The sequence below is a fragment of the Alteromonas profundi genome (genome assembly GCF_010500865.1).
Lineage (GTDB): Bacteria > Pseudomonadota > Gammaproteobacteria > Enterobacterales > Alteromonadaceae > Alteromonas > Alteromonas profundi.
Genome location: NZ_JAAAWN010000007.1, coordinates 90,745 through 106,785, shown reverse-complemented (window position 1 = coordinate 106,785; position 16,041 = coordinate 90,745). Strand labels below are relative to the sequence as shown.

Genomic DNA, 16,041 nt, shown 5'->3' with positions numbered 1-16,041 from the left:
GTACTTTTAATAGGGTTATTCCCTACTTTTTCAATACTTGTCGGTAAAAAAACCGACTTTTTTGTGTCTGTTACACCTAAACGCTTAATTACGCCTTAGTATCGACACCTTCACTTGGTGCACGCGATACCATTACCATAGCAGGGCGCAACAAGCGGCCGTTTATTTGATACCCTTTTTGCATCACTGCCATTACTGTATTAGGTGCATGGTCAGCGCTCTCTTGCATCGACATAGCTTGATGCAAGTCTGGGTTAAAGGCTTCGCCTTGCGGATCAATAAGGCTTAATCCGAATTTCTCAATGGTGCTTAGGAAAGTTTTATGTGTCATTTCCACACCTTCAAGCAACGGCTTAACCGCTTCATTTTCGCCATCGGTCATTTCAATGGCACGCTCAAGGTTGTCAATTACCGGAAGGAGTTCACCGGCAAAGCGTTCTAGCGCAAATTTACGCGCTTTTTCCACTTCCCCTTCTGCGCGGCGACGGGCATTTTCAGCATCAGCACGTGCACGAAGAACACCTTCTTGTTGCTCTTTTATGGTTGACTGCGCTTCAGAAAGCGCGGTTTCCAACTCATAAATACGTTGCGCGTTGTCATCTTCAGGCGCATCGTTCTTTTCTGTTTCAGCCGCGTCAGCTGGTTGAGCCTGAGCGCCTTCTTCTACCTGTACAGTTTCATCTACTGTGTTTTCTTGATCTGCCTGCACGTCGCGGTTGTCGCTCATGCCTACCTCCAAACGTTTATATCTATTCTCTGCCCTCTAGCTATTAAAAATAGTGAGGAGTAAGTCTGTTGCGCTTATTTATGGGGTTGCTTTAGCGGCCTTCAAGGGTAACCACAATATTTTTATGGAATAGAGTAAAAATAGTCAGATTTGACGGCTATTTTTACTGCTTTGTGCAGCATGGTTAATATTATGTTAACGTTTGCTTGTGGGTGAAAGGCGCCTATAAAACGGAAAAAAACATGTTAAGTATATGGACTGTCGGCACAGTAGTTGGCCTTTATTTATTATTACTTTTTGGGCTTGCCTTTTGGGGCGAGAAACGCCTCAAAGATAATCGGCAACACCCTATTTTATATAGTTTGGGCTTAGGCGTTCACTGTACGTCGTGGGCATTTTTTGGCACCACTTCGCAGGCCAGTGAATACGGCTGGGCGATTGTGCCTACGTATATGGGTATTATGCTTACCATGGCATTTGCCTTTCCGGTGGTATTGCACATAAGTCGGTTATGCCAACAACATAATATTAGTTCGCTAGCCGATTTAATTGGGCTGAAGTACCAGCACTCCCATCTTATTGCTGCGTTAATAACCTTGTTGTGTTTTGTGGGCGTAATTCCTTATATTGCCTTGCAGTTAGACGCCATTACCAAAAGTATCGCCCTTATCACATCTGATACCGAATCAAGTGGCCAGAACGTTAGCTTGTACATGGCTGCACTAATGGCGCTCTTCGCTATTATTTTTGGTACCCGTTCGTTAAATCTTACTGAAAAGCACCCTGGTTTATTACTGTCTATCGCTGTTGAGTCTTTAGTTAAACTGTTAGCGTTATGGGTAGTGGGTATATTTGTATGCTTTTATATGTTTGACGGTTTTTTCGACCTAGTGGTACAGTCTTCTTTAAGCCCCGCGGCCCGTGACGTTATGCAAGCCGACAGTGCGCCTTGGGTGTATGTCTCGCACATTATGCTAGGTGTGTGTTCTATGTTTGTGCTGCCTCGCCAGTTTCACATGAACTTTGTAGAATTAAATGGCGAAGGCGAACTTCGCACAGCACGCTGGCTATTTCCGCTTTACTTATTGGGGATGACCGTATTTCTTATCCCATTGGCATTAGCAGGAAAAACGCTGCTTCCGGCCACCGTAAATTCCGATGAGTATGTATTGGCGTTACCATTATTTGCACAAAACCCGTCTATCTCTATTATTGCTTTTATTGGGGGCTTGTCGGCCACCACCAGCATGGTCATTGTGGCTACGCTGTCTTTAGGCATTATGATGTCGAACAACTTGATAACCCCGCTGTGGTTGAAACTGCGCCTACGCGCTGAGCCCACCCGCAATATAAAAGCCAGTAAAGAACTTGCAATAGGCAAGGTATTGGCAATTCGCCGGCTTACCGTATTGGTGGTGTTGTCTGTGGCCTTGTGGTATCACCTAAATGTTAGCCAAGCCGCGCCTTTGGTAACAAGCGGCATCATTGCTATTGCATTATTAGCGCAGTCATTTCCGGTGCTTATGTTTGGTTTGTATTGGTCACGCAGTAATAAAAAGGCGGCGGTTGCGGGGCTATTTGCTGGTTTCTCATCTTGGCTTTATTTCCTCCTCTACCCCAGCATAATGTCGAGCTATTATTTTAACTCGCCCCCCTCAGATAACCAATTAGCATTGGGGTTTGGCTATTCGCTATTGGCAAATGTAGAGGCTTTCTTACTGGTAAGTTGGCTTAGCCGTCAAAATGATCACCCCCTCCACGCTCCCACCACCTTCGAACAGCCGCCACCAGCGCTCGCCATTAAAATAGGCGACTTAACTGCTTTAACCGCACGGGTGCTTGATGCAAAGAGCCATCATGCGCTAATGAATAAACTATCATTACCAAGAAATAAGCACCTGCACCCCGCCCTAAATCCCCCATCCGATAACCAATACATAGCAGAGTCGGTAGGTGAAGGTTATGCAAGTCATGCGCTTTTGACTCAGGTAGAGACCCTACTTTCTGCGCAAGTAGGTGCACCAAGTGCGCGAATATTACTCGGCGCTATAGCCCATTCTCATCGCGAACATGTACCCGAACTGGTGGATTGGGTAGAAGAAGCATCGCAATCTTTTCAGTTTAATCACGAAGTATTGCAATCGTCGGTTCAGCATATAGAGCAAGGCATCAGTGTGTTAGATGAGAAACTTAAGCTTCTGGCGTGGAACGATAAATATATAGAGATGTTTAATTACCCCGAAGGGGTATTAAAGGCAGGCATGTCGATTGAACAAATATTATCTTATAACGCCGAACGGGGGCTATTTGGCGACAATGAAAATGCGAAGAACGAAATTACCAAGCGTGTGGCCTTTATGCGCCAAGGTAGCCGCTATAAATATGTTAGGAAACAGCAAGACGGCAAAGTAATCGAACTAAATGGTTCCCCCCTGCCCGGCGGCGGGTATGTGACCACCTATAGCGACATTACAGAATATATTGCCATTCAGCACGCCTTGGAAAACGCTAAATCTGAGTTAGAAGTACGGGTGGCTCGCAGAACCGAGCAATTGCAGCAAGCAAAAATTGAAGCCGACAAGGCCAACGAGAGTAAAACCAAATTTCTCGCCGCTGCGGGGCACGATTTGATGCAACCGTTCAATGCCGCTACGTTGTTCGCCGCTATGCTAAAACAAAAAACCCAAGACACCGAATTAGCTTCCCTCTCAGAAGGCGTGGTTAACTCGTTACACAGTGCTGAAAACCTTTTATCTTCGCTTCTTGATATGACTAAGCTGGAAAGCGGTGTATTGGAGACTCAGCCTACCCCATTTAAATTAGACGAAGTGATTGGGCCATTGGTGCAGGAATTTCGTGTTATCGCACAGCAGAAAAACCTACGACTTGATTACGTGAGAACCCATGTGTGGGTATATTCAGATAAAAATTTACTTCGTCGTGTGGCACAAAATTTATTGTCAAATGCCATTAGGTACACCGAACAAGGCAGGGTTTTGGTAGGCGTTCGTCGTAAGTCGACAAGCGCGACGACATTACGCGCAAAGGGTCAAAATGAGACTACAGCAGCACAGGTTAAGCAAGCTATTATATCACAGAACCAATGTGTACAGCTTTGCATTGTTGATACCGGCCTTGGTATTGCTGAACACCAACAACAAGAAATATTTGCAGAGTTTCATCAATTGGACAGTCGCCATAGTACTCAAGGATTAGGGCTGGGACTTACCATTGTAGAGCGCATTTGTAAGATGCTCGAGCATGCTCTTTATGTGTCCTCTGAATTAGAGCGCGGCAGTGCGTTTAGTGTAGAATTGCCAAGAGTAATACCTAATGTATGTAACGAACAAAGCAGCGCACAGGCTTATTCTACTGCCCCATGGCAACGGCCGGCAAAAGTAGGTACGGTGTCGGAGCAAACCCAGTTTTTACAAGGGCAACGTATACTGTTGCTTGAAAACGATGAGCAAGTAACCGCGGCCATGACTGCCTTATTAGCGGGTTGGGGCGCAACGGTTGTAGCCGCGCGCACCGAGCAAGAAGCGCGGGAAAAACTGCCCACCCCGCCTGATACCATGCTTATTGATTATCACCTTGATAATAATGAAACCGGCACGCGAGTAGTTGCGGCTCTTACTCGGTTTTGGCAACAGCCTGTGCCGGGTATTTTAATTACTGCGAATAGGGCAGAAAATATTAGGGAAAAAGCAGACGCACTAAACCTGCAATACCTACCCAAACCGGTAAAACCACCTGCGCTAAAACGTATACTTAAACGCCACGTTCGCTAGGTTGGCCTTGTTTGTGCGAAGCCGTAGTTTAGTGCATTCCCATGGCGTGTTTAAATGCCACGCCCGCTTTGGTGCGATTAATAACGTTTAACTTTTTAAGCACCGCGGAAACGTGCTGTTTAACTGTTGACTCTGAAATATCAAGCTCGTGGGCAATTTGCTTATTTAATAAGCCATCTGCAACCATTTTTAATACTTTAAATTGATGCGGGGTAAGCTGGGCCAAACGCTCGGTTACATCATCTTGTGGCGGTAAGTTTGCAATCGTCTCTGCCATATTATCGGGCAGCCATTGTTCGCCATCAAGTACCTGTGTAACGGCTTGACTAATACATGTAATTGACGCCGATTTAGGAATAAAACCACTGGCTCCAAGTGTTATTGCTTTTTGAATTATCGCAGGCTCCTCTTGTGCCGATACGATCACTACCAATACATCAGGAAACAGTGACTGAATTTCAGTTAACCCCGCCAGTCCTTCATTGCCCGGCATATTTAAGTCTAAAAAGACGAGTTCAATATCACGTTGACTATGTAGCTGTTCCAGCGTTTCACTAAAACTTGAGGCTTCAAATAGACGATTGCCCACCACTTCGGTAAGCGCTTGGCACATGGCAGATCTGAATAAAGGATGATCATCAGCAATCAATACGGGGGTGTGTACCACGATGCCACCTCTCTAGATAACTCATTAATTTTAGACAATATATCATGTCCTTACCAAATAAGGGTAGCGTTTCACTAAGGGCTAGAGAACACCTAAATTTACTAAAGATAAAACGAAAAAAAGCTCGACCACGAATAGCGCGGTCGAGCTTCGTTATTTACAGGTTAACTAGAAACGGTAACCTACGGTTAAATGTACTGTTCTCGGGTCGCCATAGTAGCCAATAAGAGTTGTATCGCCGCCAAGTCCAGGGCCGAATTCTCCATTCTCACCTCTGGTAACAAAGTCATAGCCTCCAACGAGATACTCTTCGTCAGTTAAGTTTTTAACATGGATACCCGCATACCAATCGCCTTCCATGCTTTCCCAACGGGCACTTAAATTCACCATGCCGTAGGCATCTTGTTCAATAAGATCGCTGGTTTCAAACAACAAGTAGTCGCCACGATAGTAATAGTTTGCGTTAAAGCTAATATCACCGAAGCTGGTTTCTAACATGTAATTGGCATTAAGGTTAAAGGTATTTTCCGGCGTGCTGGCGAGGCCAATAAGCGGAGGAACGGCATTGTTTTTCTCAATTTCAAAATCGATATAACCATAAGCCGCGTCAAATTGCAGGTTGTCTGAAGCAACCCAGGTCATCTCTACTTCTGCACCTGTTGCCGATGTTTCTGCTGCATTGCGTAAGCGTTGATCAAGGGCAGTAGGATCGCTTAAGTCACCTTCAATGCCAATGTATTGTCTGTCTTTGTGCTCATAAGTAAACAAAGTAACATTCATACGTAGCGAATCGTTAATATCGCTTTTCATACCAAGTTCAAAGCTATCTACAATTTCAGGTTCAACACCCGGTTCGTTCGTGGTAGCCCGAGGGTTAAATGTTCCTGACTTAAAGCCTTGCGAATAGCTGGCAAAAAACATGGTATCGCGATTCATCTGATACTCTAGGCCAACTCGAGGTGTAAATCTGGACCAGCTTTCTACGGCAGGCGCATCAAGCACGCCGTCACCATCTGTGTCGCTACCTAGCACCTGTGGAACTAAATCGCCATCAGGTCTCACATAGCCATCTATCCAGCCGCTATAAGGATATAGGTTGTCAAAATAGAGATCATTGTTTACCAGTGCACTTTTTTCTTCATCTGTGTATCTTGCGCCTACAGAAACGGAAAACTTCTCGTTAATGTCATAATTTACTTGCGCGTAGGCCGCCCAGCTTTCTGAATTGTTACATCCAGAGACTTCACGGGTAAGCCCTGGAGCCCCTAACGACTCGCCTAATACTCCTAATATAGCATCGAAATTACCGCATGATTCGCCATCATAAAGGTACACGCCGGACACCAGTGAATACGCTTCACCACTATAATTAAGCTGCACTTCGTGGGTATCGTTGCTGTCGTCATACTCTGCCGGAACATCAAAAATAGGGAGTGCTGTGTTGTCAAAGTCGATGTTGGTAGGCGAATAGCTTTCTCTATGTGAGCCAATGTACTTAAGCTCTAAATTTTCCGAAACATTATAGCGTGCTAACCAGTTGTACCCTTCTAGCTCAACTTTATTCCAGGTTGGTAAGCTGGTGTACGAGTCGTATTTCGAATCGGGAACAGGGGCGTCAGTTAGTATACTAGGCAGCAAACGATAACCGCCTTTGGCATTTGAGGTATCTTCGGTTTTATCCCAGCCTATACGGAAGAATAAATCCTCTGTGGGATGAATTTCTAACGTTACACGGGCGGCCCAGAGGTCTTTATTGTAGTTTTCTTTGTCCTGACCGGGTAACGCGCTAATTAAATATTCACCAAAACCATCTCGATTGAGGTTGGCATAGCCCACACCAAGATAAACCGTGTCTTCCACTAACGGGACTTGCCCGGTTAACTTAATATCTCGTTGACTGTAACTACCCACCGTGGCTTCAATATTAACCTGCGTGTCGCCGCTCATTTCTTTGGTGACATATTTTACTGCGCCACCAATCGTGTTTTTACCATACAGGGTACCTTGCGGACCACGTAACACTTCAATACGCTCTACATCCAGTAGATCTAAGACAGCCCCCTGAGGGCGAGCAATGTACATATCGTCAACATAAATACCTACCCCTGGCTCATAGCCCCATAGCGGATCTTGTTGACCTAAACCACGAATAAAAGCGGTAAGCGTTGAGTTAGTACCACGGCTCGTTTGTAACGTTGTATTTGGAGAGAATTGCTGCACTTCTGTGAGCACGCTAATGCCCTTTTCGCCGAGCTCTGCTGCGCCCACCGAAGTAATGGCGACGGGCGTTTCTTGCAATGATTCCACCGTTTTACGCGCAGTAACCTCAATACGCTCTAATTTGCCTTTTTCCACTTCTGCTTCATCGTTTGGTTGTTGCGCAAACGCGGGTGATATACATAACCCTGCCGCCACAGCAGCTGCACATAACGTACGGCCGGTGGTAAACATTCCAGGATACTGTTTGGTGTGTTGAGTAAGTGACATAGTGAGTCCTTTGTTTTTTTAAATTCTATTCACTGCCGGATGCATTTCCTACGGTCGAGAATCACTTTAGTTAATTATTTGTTAACAGTATGTAGTACCATCGTACTATGGGATTTTCATAAAAGTAACGTCAAACTCTTATTTCGAAATGAAGTAGGTTATTCGTTTAGCGGGCAGATACCCGCCAGGCAGTAGCTTTACGGGTTTAATTGTCGACTTAACTGTTCCGGATTATCTGCGGTCACAGATTCTTTAAGGAAACGAATATGTTAAGTATGATTGGCTTAGTTGGCGGGTTATTACTGCTTATTGTGTTAACAATACGTGGGATGAACCTGTTTATTGCCGCTCCATTGTGTGCCCTAGTAGTAGCACTTACCAACAATATTGCGGTATTTACCGGAGACGTAAATTTTGTCGAAACCTATATGAATGGGTTTGCAGGATTTGTCGCTTCGTGGTTTTTTATGTTCCTACTTGGCGCCCTGTTCGGCAAATTTATGGAAGATACGGGCGCGGCCGATTCGGTCTCGCGTTGGATCATAAGTAAAATTGGCTATAAACAAGCCGTATTGGCGGTAGTGTTAGCCTGTGCCATATTAACTTATGGCGGGGTAAGCGTGTTTGTTGTGGCCTTCTCTGTATACCCAATGGCGGTAAGCTTATTTAAAGATGCAAACTTACCTAGGCGTTTTATTCCTGCGGCTATGGCTTTTGGTTCGGTGACATTTACTATGACATCGGCCGGTTCACCAGAAATACAAAATTGGATCCCGATAAAATATTTAGGAACCTCACCCTTTGCAGCCTGGGAAGTTAGCCTCATTGTTGCCGTCTTTATGGCCCTGTTCGGCTATTGGTGGTTGGCAAGAATGATGCGAAAAGCCATTAATAACGGAGAAGTGTTTGAAGCAAGGGAGAGCGATCCTGTGGTTCGAGATAGAGAGTTGCCCCACCCTCTTACCGGTATCGTGCCCCTGATTGTGGTGTTAGTCATTTCTTTTTTATTCCATGAATCGCTAGCGCAACTAGCACTTATCCTCGCGCTGGGAGGAGGAGTACTCTGCTTGCTGGTTATCAACTTTAAACACTTCCATAGTGTTTCGTTAGCCATTAACGCGGGCACCACAGGGGCCCTAATTGCAATTGGTAATACAAGCGCAGTAGTAGGGTTTGGGGCTATAGCTAAAAATACCGACGCGTTCCAAAACACCGTGAATTTAATGACGCAAATCCCCGGTAACGAGCTTATCGGTGCAGCCATTGCAGTGAGCGTTATTGCTGGCTTAACTGGAAGTGCCTCTGGCGGACAAGCGATAGCGCTCCCCCTCGTTGGCCCTCATTACCTCGACCAAGGTGTGGAAGCGGAACAGTTGCATCGTATTGTGTCAATTTCCTCCGGTGCGTTAGACTCATTGCCTCACAACGGTTACGTGGTAACAACTATTCGTGCTATTTGCCACGAAACCCACCAGGCTGCTTATTGGGCGGTGGGCGCGCTTACTGTGGTGGTGCCGCTAATTGGTTTAGCCATGGCTATTGGCTTGTTTAGCATAATGTAAAAAAGGACGTGAATATGCAGTACCATTACCTGAAATTTCGCCCCGGTACCTGGCTTGGCTGGTTATCTGTGGCGTGTATATTGGTAACACTTCTAGCACAGCAATTAAAGGCAGAAACCGCCCCCGTTGCGGCACAAAAAAACGCCCCCTTGTTGGTGGAAAAACAAGTCTTTTCGTTACCTACCTTTACTACCTTTGGCGGCAAAACCATTGAAAATGTGAACGTGGGTTGGGAGGCCTACGGTAGCTTAACCCCAGAAAAAGACAATGTTGTGCTCATTACCCATTACTTTTCGGGAACGTCACATGCGGCAGGGAAATATCATTCAGACGACGCCGCACCTGGCTATTGGGACAATATTATTGGCCCGGGCAAAGCCATTGATACTGACCGTTTTTATGTTGTAAGCGTGGATAGTTTAGTGAACTTAAATGCCTATGATGAACATGTAGTAACAACAGGGCCTGCATCCATAAATCCTAAAACTGGCCAGCCTTACGGCCTTGATTTTCCGGTGGTGACCATTCGTGACTTTGTGAATGTGCAAAAGGCCCTACTTGAAAGTTTGGGCATTAATAAACTGCACGCAGTGGTAGGCCCTTCCATGGGCTCTATGCAAGCCATCGAATGGGCTAGCGCATACCCAAGCTGGGTTCCGCGTATGGTTTCGGTAATTGGCGCTGGAGAAAGCGATGCGTGGACCACGGCAGCGTTAGAACATTGGGCCATCCCGATTCGTCTTGATAGTCACTGGAATAATGGCGACTACACCCAAGATAACCCGCCTACTCAAGGCTTAGCCGCGGCGCTAATGTTAATTACCCAAGACGCGCTCACGCCAACGTTTTTTAACCAACAAGGGGAGCAATTAGGCTTCAAAAACCTTGAGCAAGGGCCGCTTGAGAGCATCAATCATTCTCACTCGATTGTAGGCTGGTTGAAACAACGGGCACTTGAGCGTAGTAAAAAGATGGATGCAAACCATTTGCTGTATTTAGTTCGCGCCTGCCAACTCTTTGTAGCTGGACATAAACAAAACCTAGAACAGGGCCTTACTGACGTAAAAGCTAAAACCTTATTTATTCCCGCCCAATCCGATTTACTTTTAATGCCCTATTTAGCGCAAGATGCCCACAAACGCTTGACCGACAATGGGGTAACAAGTCATTACCTTACTTTGCCTGGCGCCCTGGGGCACTTAGAAGGTGTGGTAAACGCATCGGCACACGCAGACGCCATCCGCGAATTTTTAAAAAGCGAATAAAGGACGATTTATGAAACTAACAACACTTATTGCAAGCGCAGTGGCCAGTGCGCTATGCCTTTCGCCCTTAGCGCAGGGACAGGAAAATCAGAAAGTAGTGCCTAAGCTGTCTCTCGATTTAAACGAAGTTACCGTCTCTGGACTCTCGTCTGGAGGCTATATGGCAACTCAATTTCACCTTGCCCATAGCGATTGGGTACGCGGCGTGGGTGTGCTTGCAGGCGGCCCCTACTATTGCGCTCAGGGTGATATCACCACCGCCCTCGCCCAATGCGTGAATAAGGTAGACGGCGAAATTGATGTAAACGGCCTTTCAGCACAAGCGGCCACCTACGCTTCTGAGGGTAAATTGGCGGATATGAGTAACCTAAAAGACGCTAAAGTTTGGCTGTTTCATGGTACCCGCGACAACCGCGTTATCCGTGAAGTAAGCGATTTACTATTTGAACAATACAAGAGTTGGACAGACACCCAAAACATAAAATACGTGAACGACAAACCAATCGCACATGTATTTCCTACTCAACATAATGGTACCGAGTGTACTAGCTCTCAAAGCCCTTATATTGGTAACTGCGGCTATGACGCTGCCGGTGACATGCTAACTCATTTGGTTAGCGATTTAACGCCCCCAGACGATACACTGTCGGGCCAACTTTACGTGTTAAATCAAACCGCTATTGCTGGCAGCAATGCTAAAACACTGGCCAGTGAAGGCTTTGTATACGTACCTAAAAGTTGCGCTGAAGGTGAACGCTGCCGCGCTCACATTAGCTTTCATGGATGCAACCAATACGCCGATGCGGTGGGTGATGCTTACACTACGCAGACAGGGCTAAATGCGTGGGCCGATGACAACAATATGGTGGTGTTGTACCCACAAACTAAAAAGTCGTTATTTATGCCGCTTAACCCTCAAGGTTGTTGGGATTGGTGGGGTTATTCATCACCGGACTATGCCAATAGAGAGGGCGATCAAATTAAGGCTGTTGAAGCCCTTCTTTCGTCTCTTAATACCGCTTCTACACAGAATACTGAGGAGACGACAGGTGAATAAACGAACCGTTTTTATTACTGGAGGCGCAAGCGGTATAGGCTTTGGCATTGCGCAAGTTATGGTAAAACAGGGCCACCACGTAATAATTGCAGACATTAACGAAGAAGCGGCGCAGCAAGCTGCTGTTGAACTAGCCCGTGATAAGGGCAGTGCCAGCGCTATTGCAGTAGATGTTTGTAATGCCCAGCAGGTTGCCAAATTACCCGAATTATTAAGCCCTCTTCGCGTAGATGTGCTTATCAATAACGCAGGTATTCAACATGTTTCCGCTATCGAAAACTTTCCGCCCGAGAAATGGCAGCAGCTTATTAATATTATGCTAGTGGGCCCAGCGCTGCTCACCCAAGCATTTTTACCTACTATGCGTAAACAAAATTTTGGGCGTATTATCAATGTAGGCTCAATTCATTCTGTTGTGGCATCGCCGTATAAGTCGGCCTATGTGGCCGCAAAACATGGCTTATTAGGGTTTGCTAAAACAATAGCCCTTGAAACCGGCGACTGTGATGTGACCATCAACACCCTATGCCCTGCATATGTGAAAACACCGCTAGTAGAGAAGCAAATTTCAGCACAAGCGAAAGAGAACAACTTAACCGAAGAGGACGTGATAAATAAAATAATGCTTGAGCCCATGCCAAAGAAACAGTTTATTAGTGTTGAAGAGCTTGCCGATTCAGCCTCATTTTTAATGTCTGCCAGTGCACGCAACATTACCGGGCAAACCATAATTTTAGACGGAGGATGGACCGCACGGTAAAGCTTTTCTTTTGGGAAACACCTGTGCTAATGTCCTGCCATTGGAAAGGAAAACACATTAGCACTACATGCCTTATCAAACCATTGCCTTAATTGGAAAGCCTCAGCACAAGGCCACACACGATAGCCTTAACATTCTCGCCCAATACCTAATCGCCAAGGGTTGTAAATTATTGGTGGAAGAAAGTATTGCCGTTGAACTTGAAACCGATAACTTTAGAACCTGCAATTTGGTCACCATTGGTAAAGAAGCCGATCTGGCTGTGGTGGTTGGTGGTGACGGAAGCATGTTAGGCGCAGCTCGGGTGCTGGCGCGCTTCGATATTCATGTGGTAGGCGTAAACAGGGGAAATTTAGGGTTTCTAACTGATATCCACCCCGATGAGATAACCCAGCAACTCGACCTTATATTTAATGGAGAGTGTGTAGTAGAAGAGCGCTTTTTACTTGAGGTTGGCGTGTATCGCCACGAAAAGCTTAAAAGCAATAATGCAGCCGTTAATGAAGTGGTACTCCATCACGGCAAAGTGGCGCATATGATGGAATTTGAAATATACATAGACGGGCAATTCGTGTTCAGTCAACGCAGCGACGGACTGATCGTGGCTACCCCCACAGGTTCGACAGCCTATTCTCTTTCTGCAGGCGGCCCCATTATTATGCCAAAGCTAGATGCGTTAACCTTAGTACCTATGTTTCCTCATACGCTTAGTAGCCGTCCAATCGTAGTTGATGCGGATTCTCAGGTATCAATGAAGGTTTCAAAGGTAAACAGTGACTCGTTACAGGTAAGCTGTGACAGCCATATCGTGCTACCTGTATTGCCTGGTGACGAAATACGAATAAATAAAGGCGCGGATAAACTCCACTTGGTTCACCCTAAAGGGTATAGCTATTTTAACGTACTGCGCAAAAAGTTAGGTTGGGGCAGCAAACTTTATTAGTTTTAGTGGCCACTGTGATGGCGAGGCGATGCCTTGCCCTTCCCGTCTTACCCTTACACCTTATTGTTAACCTATCTAGTAAAGTGCTCCGTGTGAGCACCACTGCTTTCCTCTGCATATTTTACACACCTCTGCATCTTTTTCTCTTATCTATCGCACTGAAAAATAAAGAAAATTTAATTCCATAGAAATTTGTATTTAAAATCTGATAGTTACCTTACCCTTATGGTTCGGCACGCGGGTTGCAACTTCTTATATTAACTTGGCTAGCTCGTGATTGAGCGACGCGAAGCCCTAAAATGATTTCAATGATAAGAAGGAGACATCATGAGTAATAACGATTTCAAATTTACGGCTCCTGGAATGGACAATGAATCTGCGGTACGCACCGTGAAGGTATTGAGCCAGCGTTTAGTAGCACTGCTTGATTTGCAGCTTACGCTTAAGCATATTCACTGGAATGTTGTTGGTCCTAATTTTATCGGTGTGCACGAAATGCTAGACCCTCAGGTTGATGCTGTACGCGATATGACAGACACAATAGCAGAACGCATCGCTACCCTAGGGGGCGTACCTAATGGAACACCAAAAGCTATTGTTGAGGGGCGTTCATGGGAAGATTACTCGTTAGGTAAAGGCCTTGTCGTTGACCATCTAGTGGCGCTTGACAAAGTATACGATGGGGTAAATAGCGACCACCGTAAAGCCATCGGCCTACTTGGCGAAATTGACCCTGTATCAGAAGATATGATCACGGGCCAGCTTGCCGACCTTGAGCAATTTCAATGGTTCGTTCGCGCACACTTAGAGTCGAGTAGCGGCGAACTGAAGCAATAAGCGAAATATTAAACATAAGCCGGGACCTACCTTAGGGTAGCTCCCGGCTTTTTTATGTATTTGATACGTAGCATGCCTATACACAGCATTACACGTTCACGCTTATCCTTTTGATTTAAAATGCCATTTAAGAAATGGCAGAAAATAGTGACGTAAAAAGAAGCACACTTCACTTTACAACAGAAAAATACTGTATATATTTACACACTGTACATATATCATGCTTATCTTTGGCGAGGGGAACTATGTTAGCGCACCTTACTATTTCGAACTTTGCAGTTGTAAAACAGTTGTCTGTTCATCTTGAAAATGGCCTTACCGCAATTACAGGTGAAACTGGGGCGGGTAAATCAATAGCCATTGATGCACTTAGCCTGTGTCTTGGCGAGCGCGCCGACGCCAACGCAGTGCGCGTAGGCGCTACCAAGGCAGAAATTATTGCGCATTTTTCTCTTAACGAAAATCCTCTCGCGAAAGCCTATCTAGACGAACATGAATTGACCTCTGATGAAGACGACAATAGTTGCTTTATTCGCCGTATTATTTCAAAAGAAGGCCGGTCTAAGGCCTTTATTAACGGCGTTCCAGCCTCGCTTCAGCAACTTAAAGGGTTAGGCCAATTTTTGCTTGCTATACATGGGCAAAACACCCACCTACAGTTATTAAAAGAAGACTATCAGCGCCAGCTAATTGATAGCTTTGGCGCCCATAACGAAGCTCTCATAAGCGTTAAAAATACGTTCACACTGTGGCGAGAGAAACAACGTACATTGGCCGAAATTAAAGCACAGGCACAGCAGCGTGAAGACCGCCTTAACTTGCTTACCTACCAAGTAAAAGAGCTCAACGAGTTTGCGTTAGAAGAGGGAGAATTTACTGAATTAGAAGTAGAGCATAAGCGATTGAGTAACGGGCAAAGTTTACTAGAGCAAGCCCAAACGAGTTTCTATCAATTATTTGAAAATGATGAAGGCAATGCACTCTCGGTGATTCAAAGCAGCGTAGATAGGTTGGGCGAACTAGAAGCGCACGATGCGAGCTTAACACCCATATTAACCATGCTAAACGATGCAGCCATTCAAGTTGAAGAAGCCGCCGGTGAATTACGCCAATATTGTGACGCACTTGAAATAGATCCCCTTAGGCTGCAGCAAGTAGAAGCCCGCTATAGCAAAGCCATGGATCTTGCCCGTAAACACAATGTTATGCCCGAGGCGCTGTATAGCCACCATCAAGCATTACTTGAAGAATTTGATTTACTTAGCGATCAAGAAACGCAACTTTGTTCGCTAGAAGAAGAAACGAATAAACTTAAAAAAGACTACCTCACAGCGACGCAGGTTTTATCTGATGCACGTGTCTTAGCTGGCAAAAAATTGTCCGCTGATATTGAAACGCAGATACGCCAGATGAACATGCCTCATGCGAAGGTGCAAATAAATGTGTCGTTTGACGAACTGCGTAAACCGAGTGCTTTTGGCCAAGACAGTGTGGAATTTCATGTTTCAACGAACCCAGGCCAACCCGCAGACAGACTGGATAAAGTCGTATCAGGTGGAGAGCTTTCTCGGATAGGGTTAGCCATTCAAGTGATTGCCAGTGATAGTCACGCTACACCCACTATGATCTTCGATGAAGTAGACACAGGTATTAGCGGACCTACAGCCTCTATCGTAGGTGGTCTGCTTCGCAGATTAGGCCAGCGAGCACAAGTAATGTGCGTTACCCATTTACCTCAAGTTGCTGCGCAAGCACACAATCAGTTATTTGTAACAAAACAAACCAATGGTGAGACAACCGAAACTCAGATGCTTCCTTTAACTAAGCAAGATAGAATAGATGAACTTGCACGGTTACTGGCTGGCGACAAAGTAACCAAATCGGCGTTAGCGAATGCAAAAGAGCTATTGAAAAGTGCATCATCGAACTAAAATGAAGTTGATTG

At 45.6% G+C, this 16,041-nt stretch carries 11 protein-coding genes; 8 read left to right on the top strand and 3 right to left on the bottom strand.

The window, feature by feature from the left end:
• Positions 1-88 precede the first annotated feature (88 nt).
• The gene (gene grpE, locus GTH32_RS07305) at positions 89-727 is read right to left on the bottom strand and encodes a nucleotide exchange factor GrpE (protein ID WP_163084588.1); all 639 of its coding nucleotides are present in this window, start codon (positions 725-727) and stop codon (positions 89-91) included.
• Positions 728-969: 242 nt separating this feature from the next.
• Between grpE and GTH32_RS07300 the strand changes: the two genes are divergently transcribed.
• Positions 970-4,518 (top strand): PAS domain-containing hybrid sensor histidine kinase/response regulator, encoded by a 3,549-nt coding sequence (locus GTH32_RS07300; protein WP_163084587.1) that lies wholly within the window; start codon positions 970-972, stop codon positions 4,516-4,518.
• A 28-nt stretch (positions 4,519-4,546) separates the two neighbouring features.
• On the opposite strand, the gene GTH32_RS07295 is transcribed toward GTH32_RS07300, so the two are convergent.
• Complete coding sequence (locus tag GTH32_RS07295) at positions 4,547-5,185, bottom strand: response regulator (RefSeq protein ID WP_343033396.1); 639 nt, start codon at positions 5,183-5,185, stop codon at positions 4,547-4,549.
• 168 nt (positions 5,186-5,353) lie between these two features.
• Positions 5,354-7,672 carry a TonB-dependent receptor gene (locus tag GTH32_RS07290; protein WP_163084586.1) on the bottom strand — a complete coding sequence of 773 codons (2,319 nt, stop codon included), beginning with the start codon at positions 7,670-7,672 and terminating at the stop codon, positions 5,354-5,356.
• Between the two features lie 266 nt (positions 7,673-7,938).
• Here GTH32_RS07290 and GTH32_RS07285 point away from each other — a divergent pair, with 266 nt between their 5' ends.
• The 7 genes from GTH32_RS07285 (at position 7,939) to recN (ending at position 16,027) form a co-directional block, all read left to right on the top strand.
• Positions 7,939-9,234 (top strand): GntP family permease, encoded by a 1,296-nt coding sequence (locus GTH32_RS07285; RefSeq protein WP_163084585.1) that lies wholly within the window; start codon positions 7,939-7,941, stop codon positions 9,232-9,234.
• A 14-nt stretch (positions 9,235-9,248) separates the two neighbouring features.
• Positions 9,249-10,499: an E22 family MetX-like putative esterase gene (locus GTH32_RS07280; RefSeq protein ID WP_163084584.1), complete on the top strand. Its 1,251-nt coding sequence runs from the start codon at positions 9,249-9,251 to the stop codon at positions 10,497-10,499.
• 10 nt (positions 10,500-10,509) lie between these two features.
• The gene (locus GTH32_RS07275; protein ID WP_163084583.1) at positions 10,510-11,556 is read left to right on the top strand and encodes an extracellular catalytic domain type 2 short-chain-length polyhydroxyalkanoate depolymerase; all 1,047 of its coding nucleotides are present in this window, start codon (positions 10,510-10,512) and stop codon (positions 11,554-11,556) included.
• Positions 11,549-12,316: a 3-hydroxybutyrate dehydrogenase gene (locus GTH32_RS07270; protein ID WP_163084582.1), complete on the top strand. Its 768-nt coding sequence runs from the start codon at positions 11,549-11,551 to the stop codon at positions 12,314-12,316. Before GTH32_RS07275 ends, GTH32_RS07270 begins: the two co-directional genes overlap by 8 nt.
• A 67-nt stretch (positions 12,317-12,383) precedes the next feature.
• Entirely contained in the window at positions 12,384-13,259 is an 876-nt protein-coding gene (nadK, locus tag GTH32_RS07265; protein WP_163084581.1) for an NAD(+) kinase, read from the top strand.
• 327 nt (positions 13,260-13,586) lie between these two features.
• Positions 13,587-14,096 carry a DNA starvation/stationary phase protection protein Dps gene (gene dps, locus GTH32_RS07260; RefSeq protein ID WP_163084580.1) on the top strand — a complete coding sequence of 170 codons (510 nt, stop codon included), beginning with the start codon at positions 13,587-13,589 and terminating at the stop codon, positions 14,094-14,096.
• A 245-nt stretch (positions 14,097-14,341) separates the two neighbouring features.
• Positions 14,342-16,027 carry a DNA repair protein RecN gene (gene recN, locus GTH32_RS07255; protein WP_163084579.1) on the top strand — a complete coding sequence of 562 codons (1,686 nt, stop codon included), beginning with the start codon at positions 14,342-14,344 and terminating at the stop codon, positions 16,025-16,027.
• Positions 16,028-16,041: the final 14 nt, after the last annotated feature.

Excerpts from the sequence above, each read along its gene's own strand:
- nadK (WP_163084581.1), top strand. The coding sequence starts at position 12,384 with ATGCCTTATCAAACCATTGCCTTAATTGGAAAGCCTCAGCACAAGGCC.
- GTH32_RS07275 (WP_163084583.1), top strand. The coding sequence starts at position 10,510 with ATGAAACTAACAACACTTATTGCAAGCGCAGTGGCCAGTGCGCTATGC.
- recN (WP_163084579.1), top strand. The coding sequence starts at position 14,342 with ATGTTAGCGCACCTTACTATTTCGAACTTTGCAGTTGTAAAACAGTTG.
- grpE (WP_163084588.1), bottom strand. The coding sequence starts at position 727 with ATGAGCGACAACCGCGACGTGCAGGCAGATCAAGAAAACACAGTAGAT.
- dps (WP_163084580.1), top strand. The coding sequence starts at position 13,587 with ATGAGTAATAACGATTTCAAATTTACGGCTCCTGGAATGGACAATGAA.
- GTH32_RS07300 (WP_163084587.1), top strand. The coding sequence starts at position 970 with ATGTTAAGTATATGGACTGTCGGCACAGTAGTTGGCCTTTATTTATTA.
- GTH32_RS07290 (WP_163084586.1), bottom strand. The coding sequence starts at position 7,672 with ATGTCACTTACTCAACACACCAAACAGTATCCTGGAATGTTTACCACC.
- GTH32_RS07280 (WP_163084584.1), top strand. The coding sequence starts at position 9,249 with ATGCAGTACCATTACCTGAAATTTCGCCCCGGTACCTGGCTTGGCTGG.
- GTH32_RS07285 (WP_163084585.1), top strand. The coding sequence starts at position 7,939 with ATGTTAAGTATGATTGGCTTAGTTGGCGGGTTATTACTGCTTATTGTG.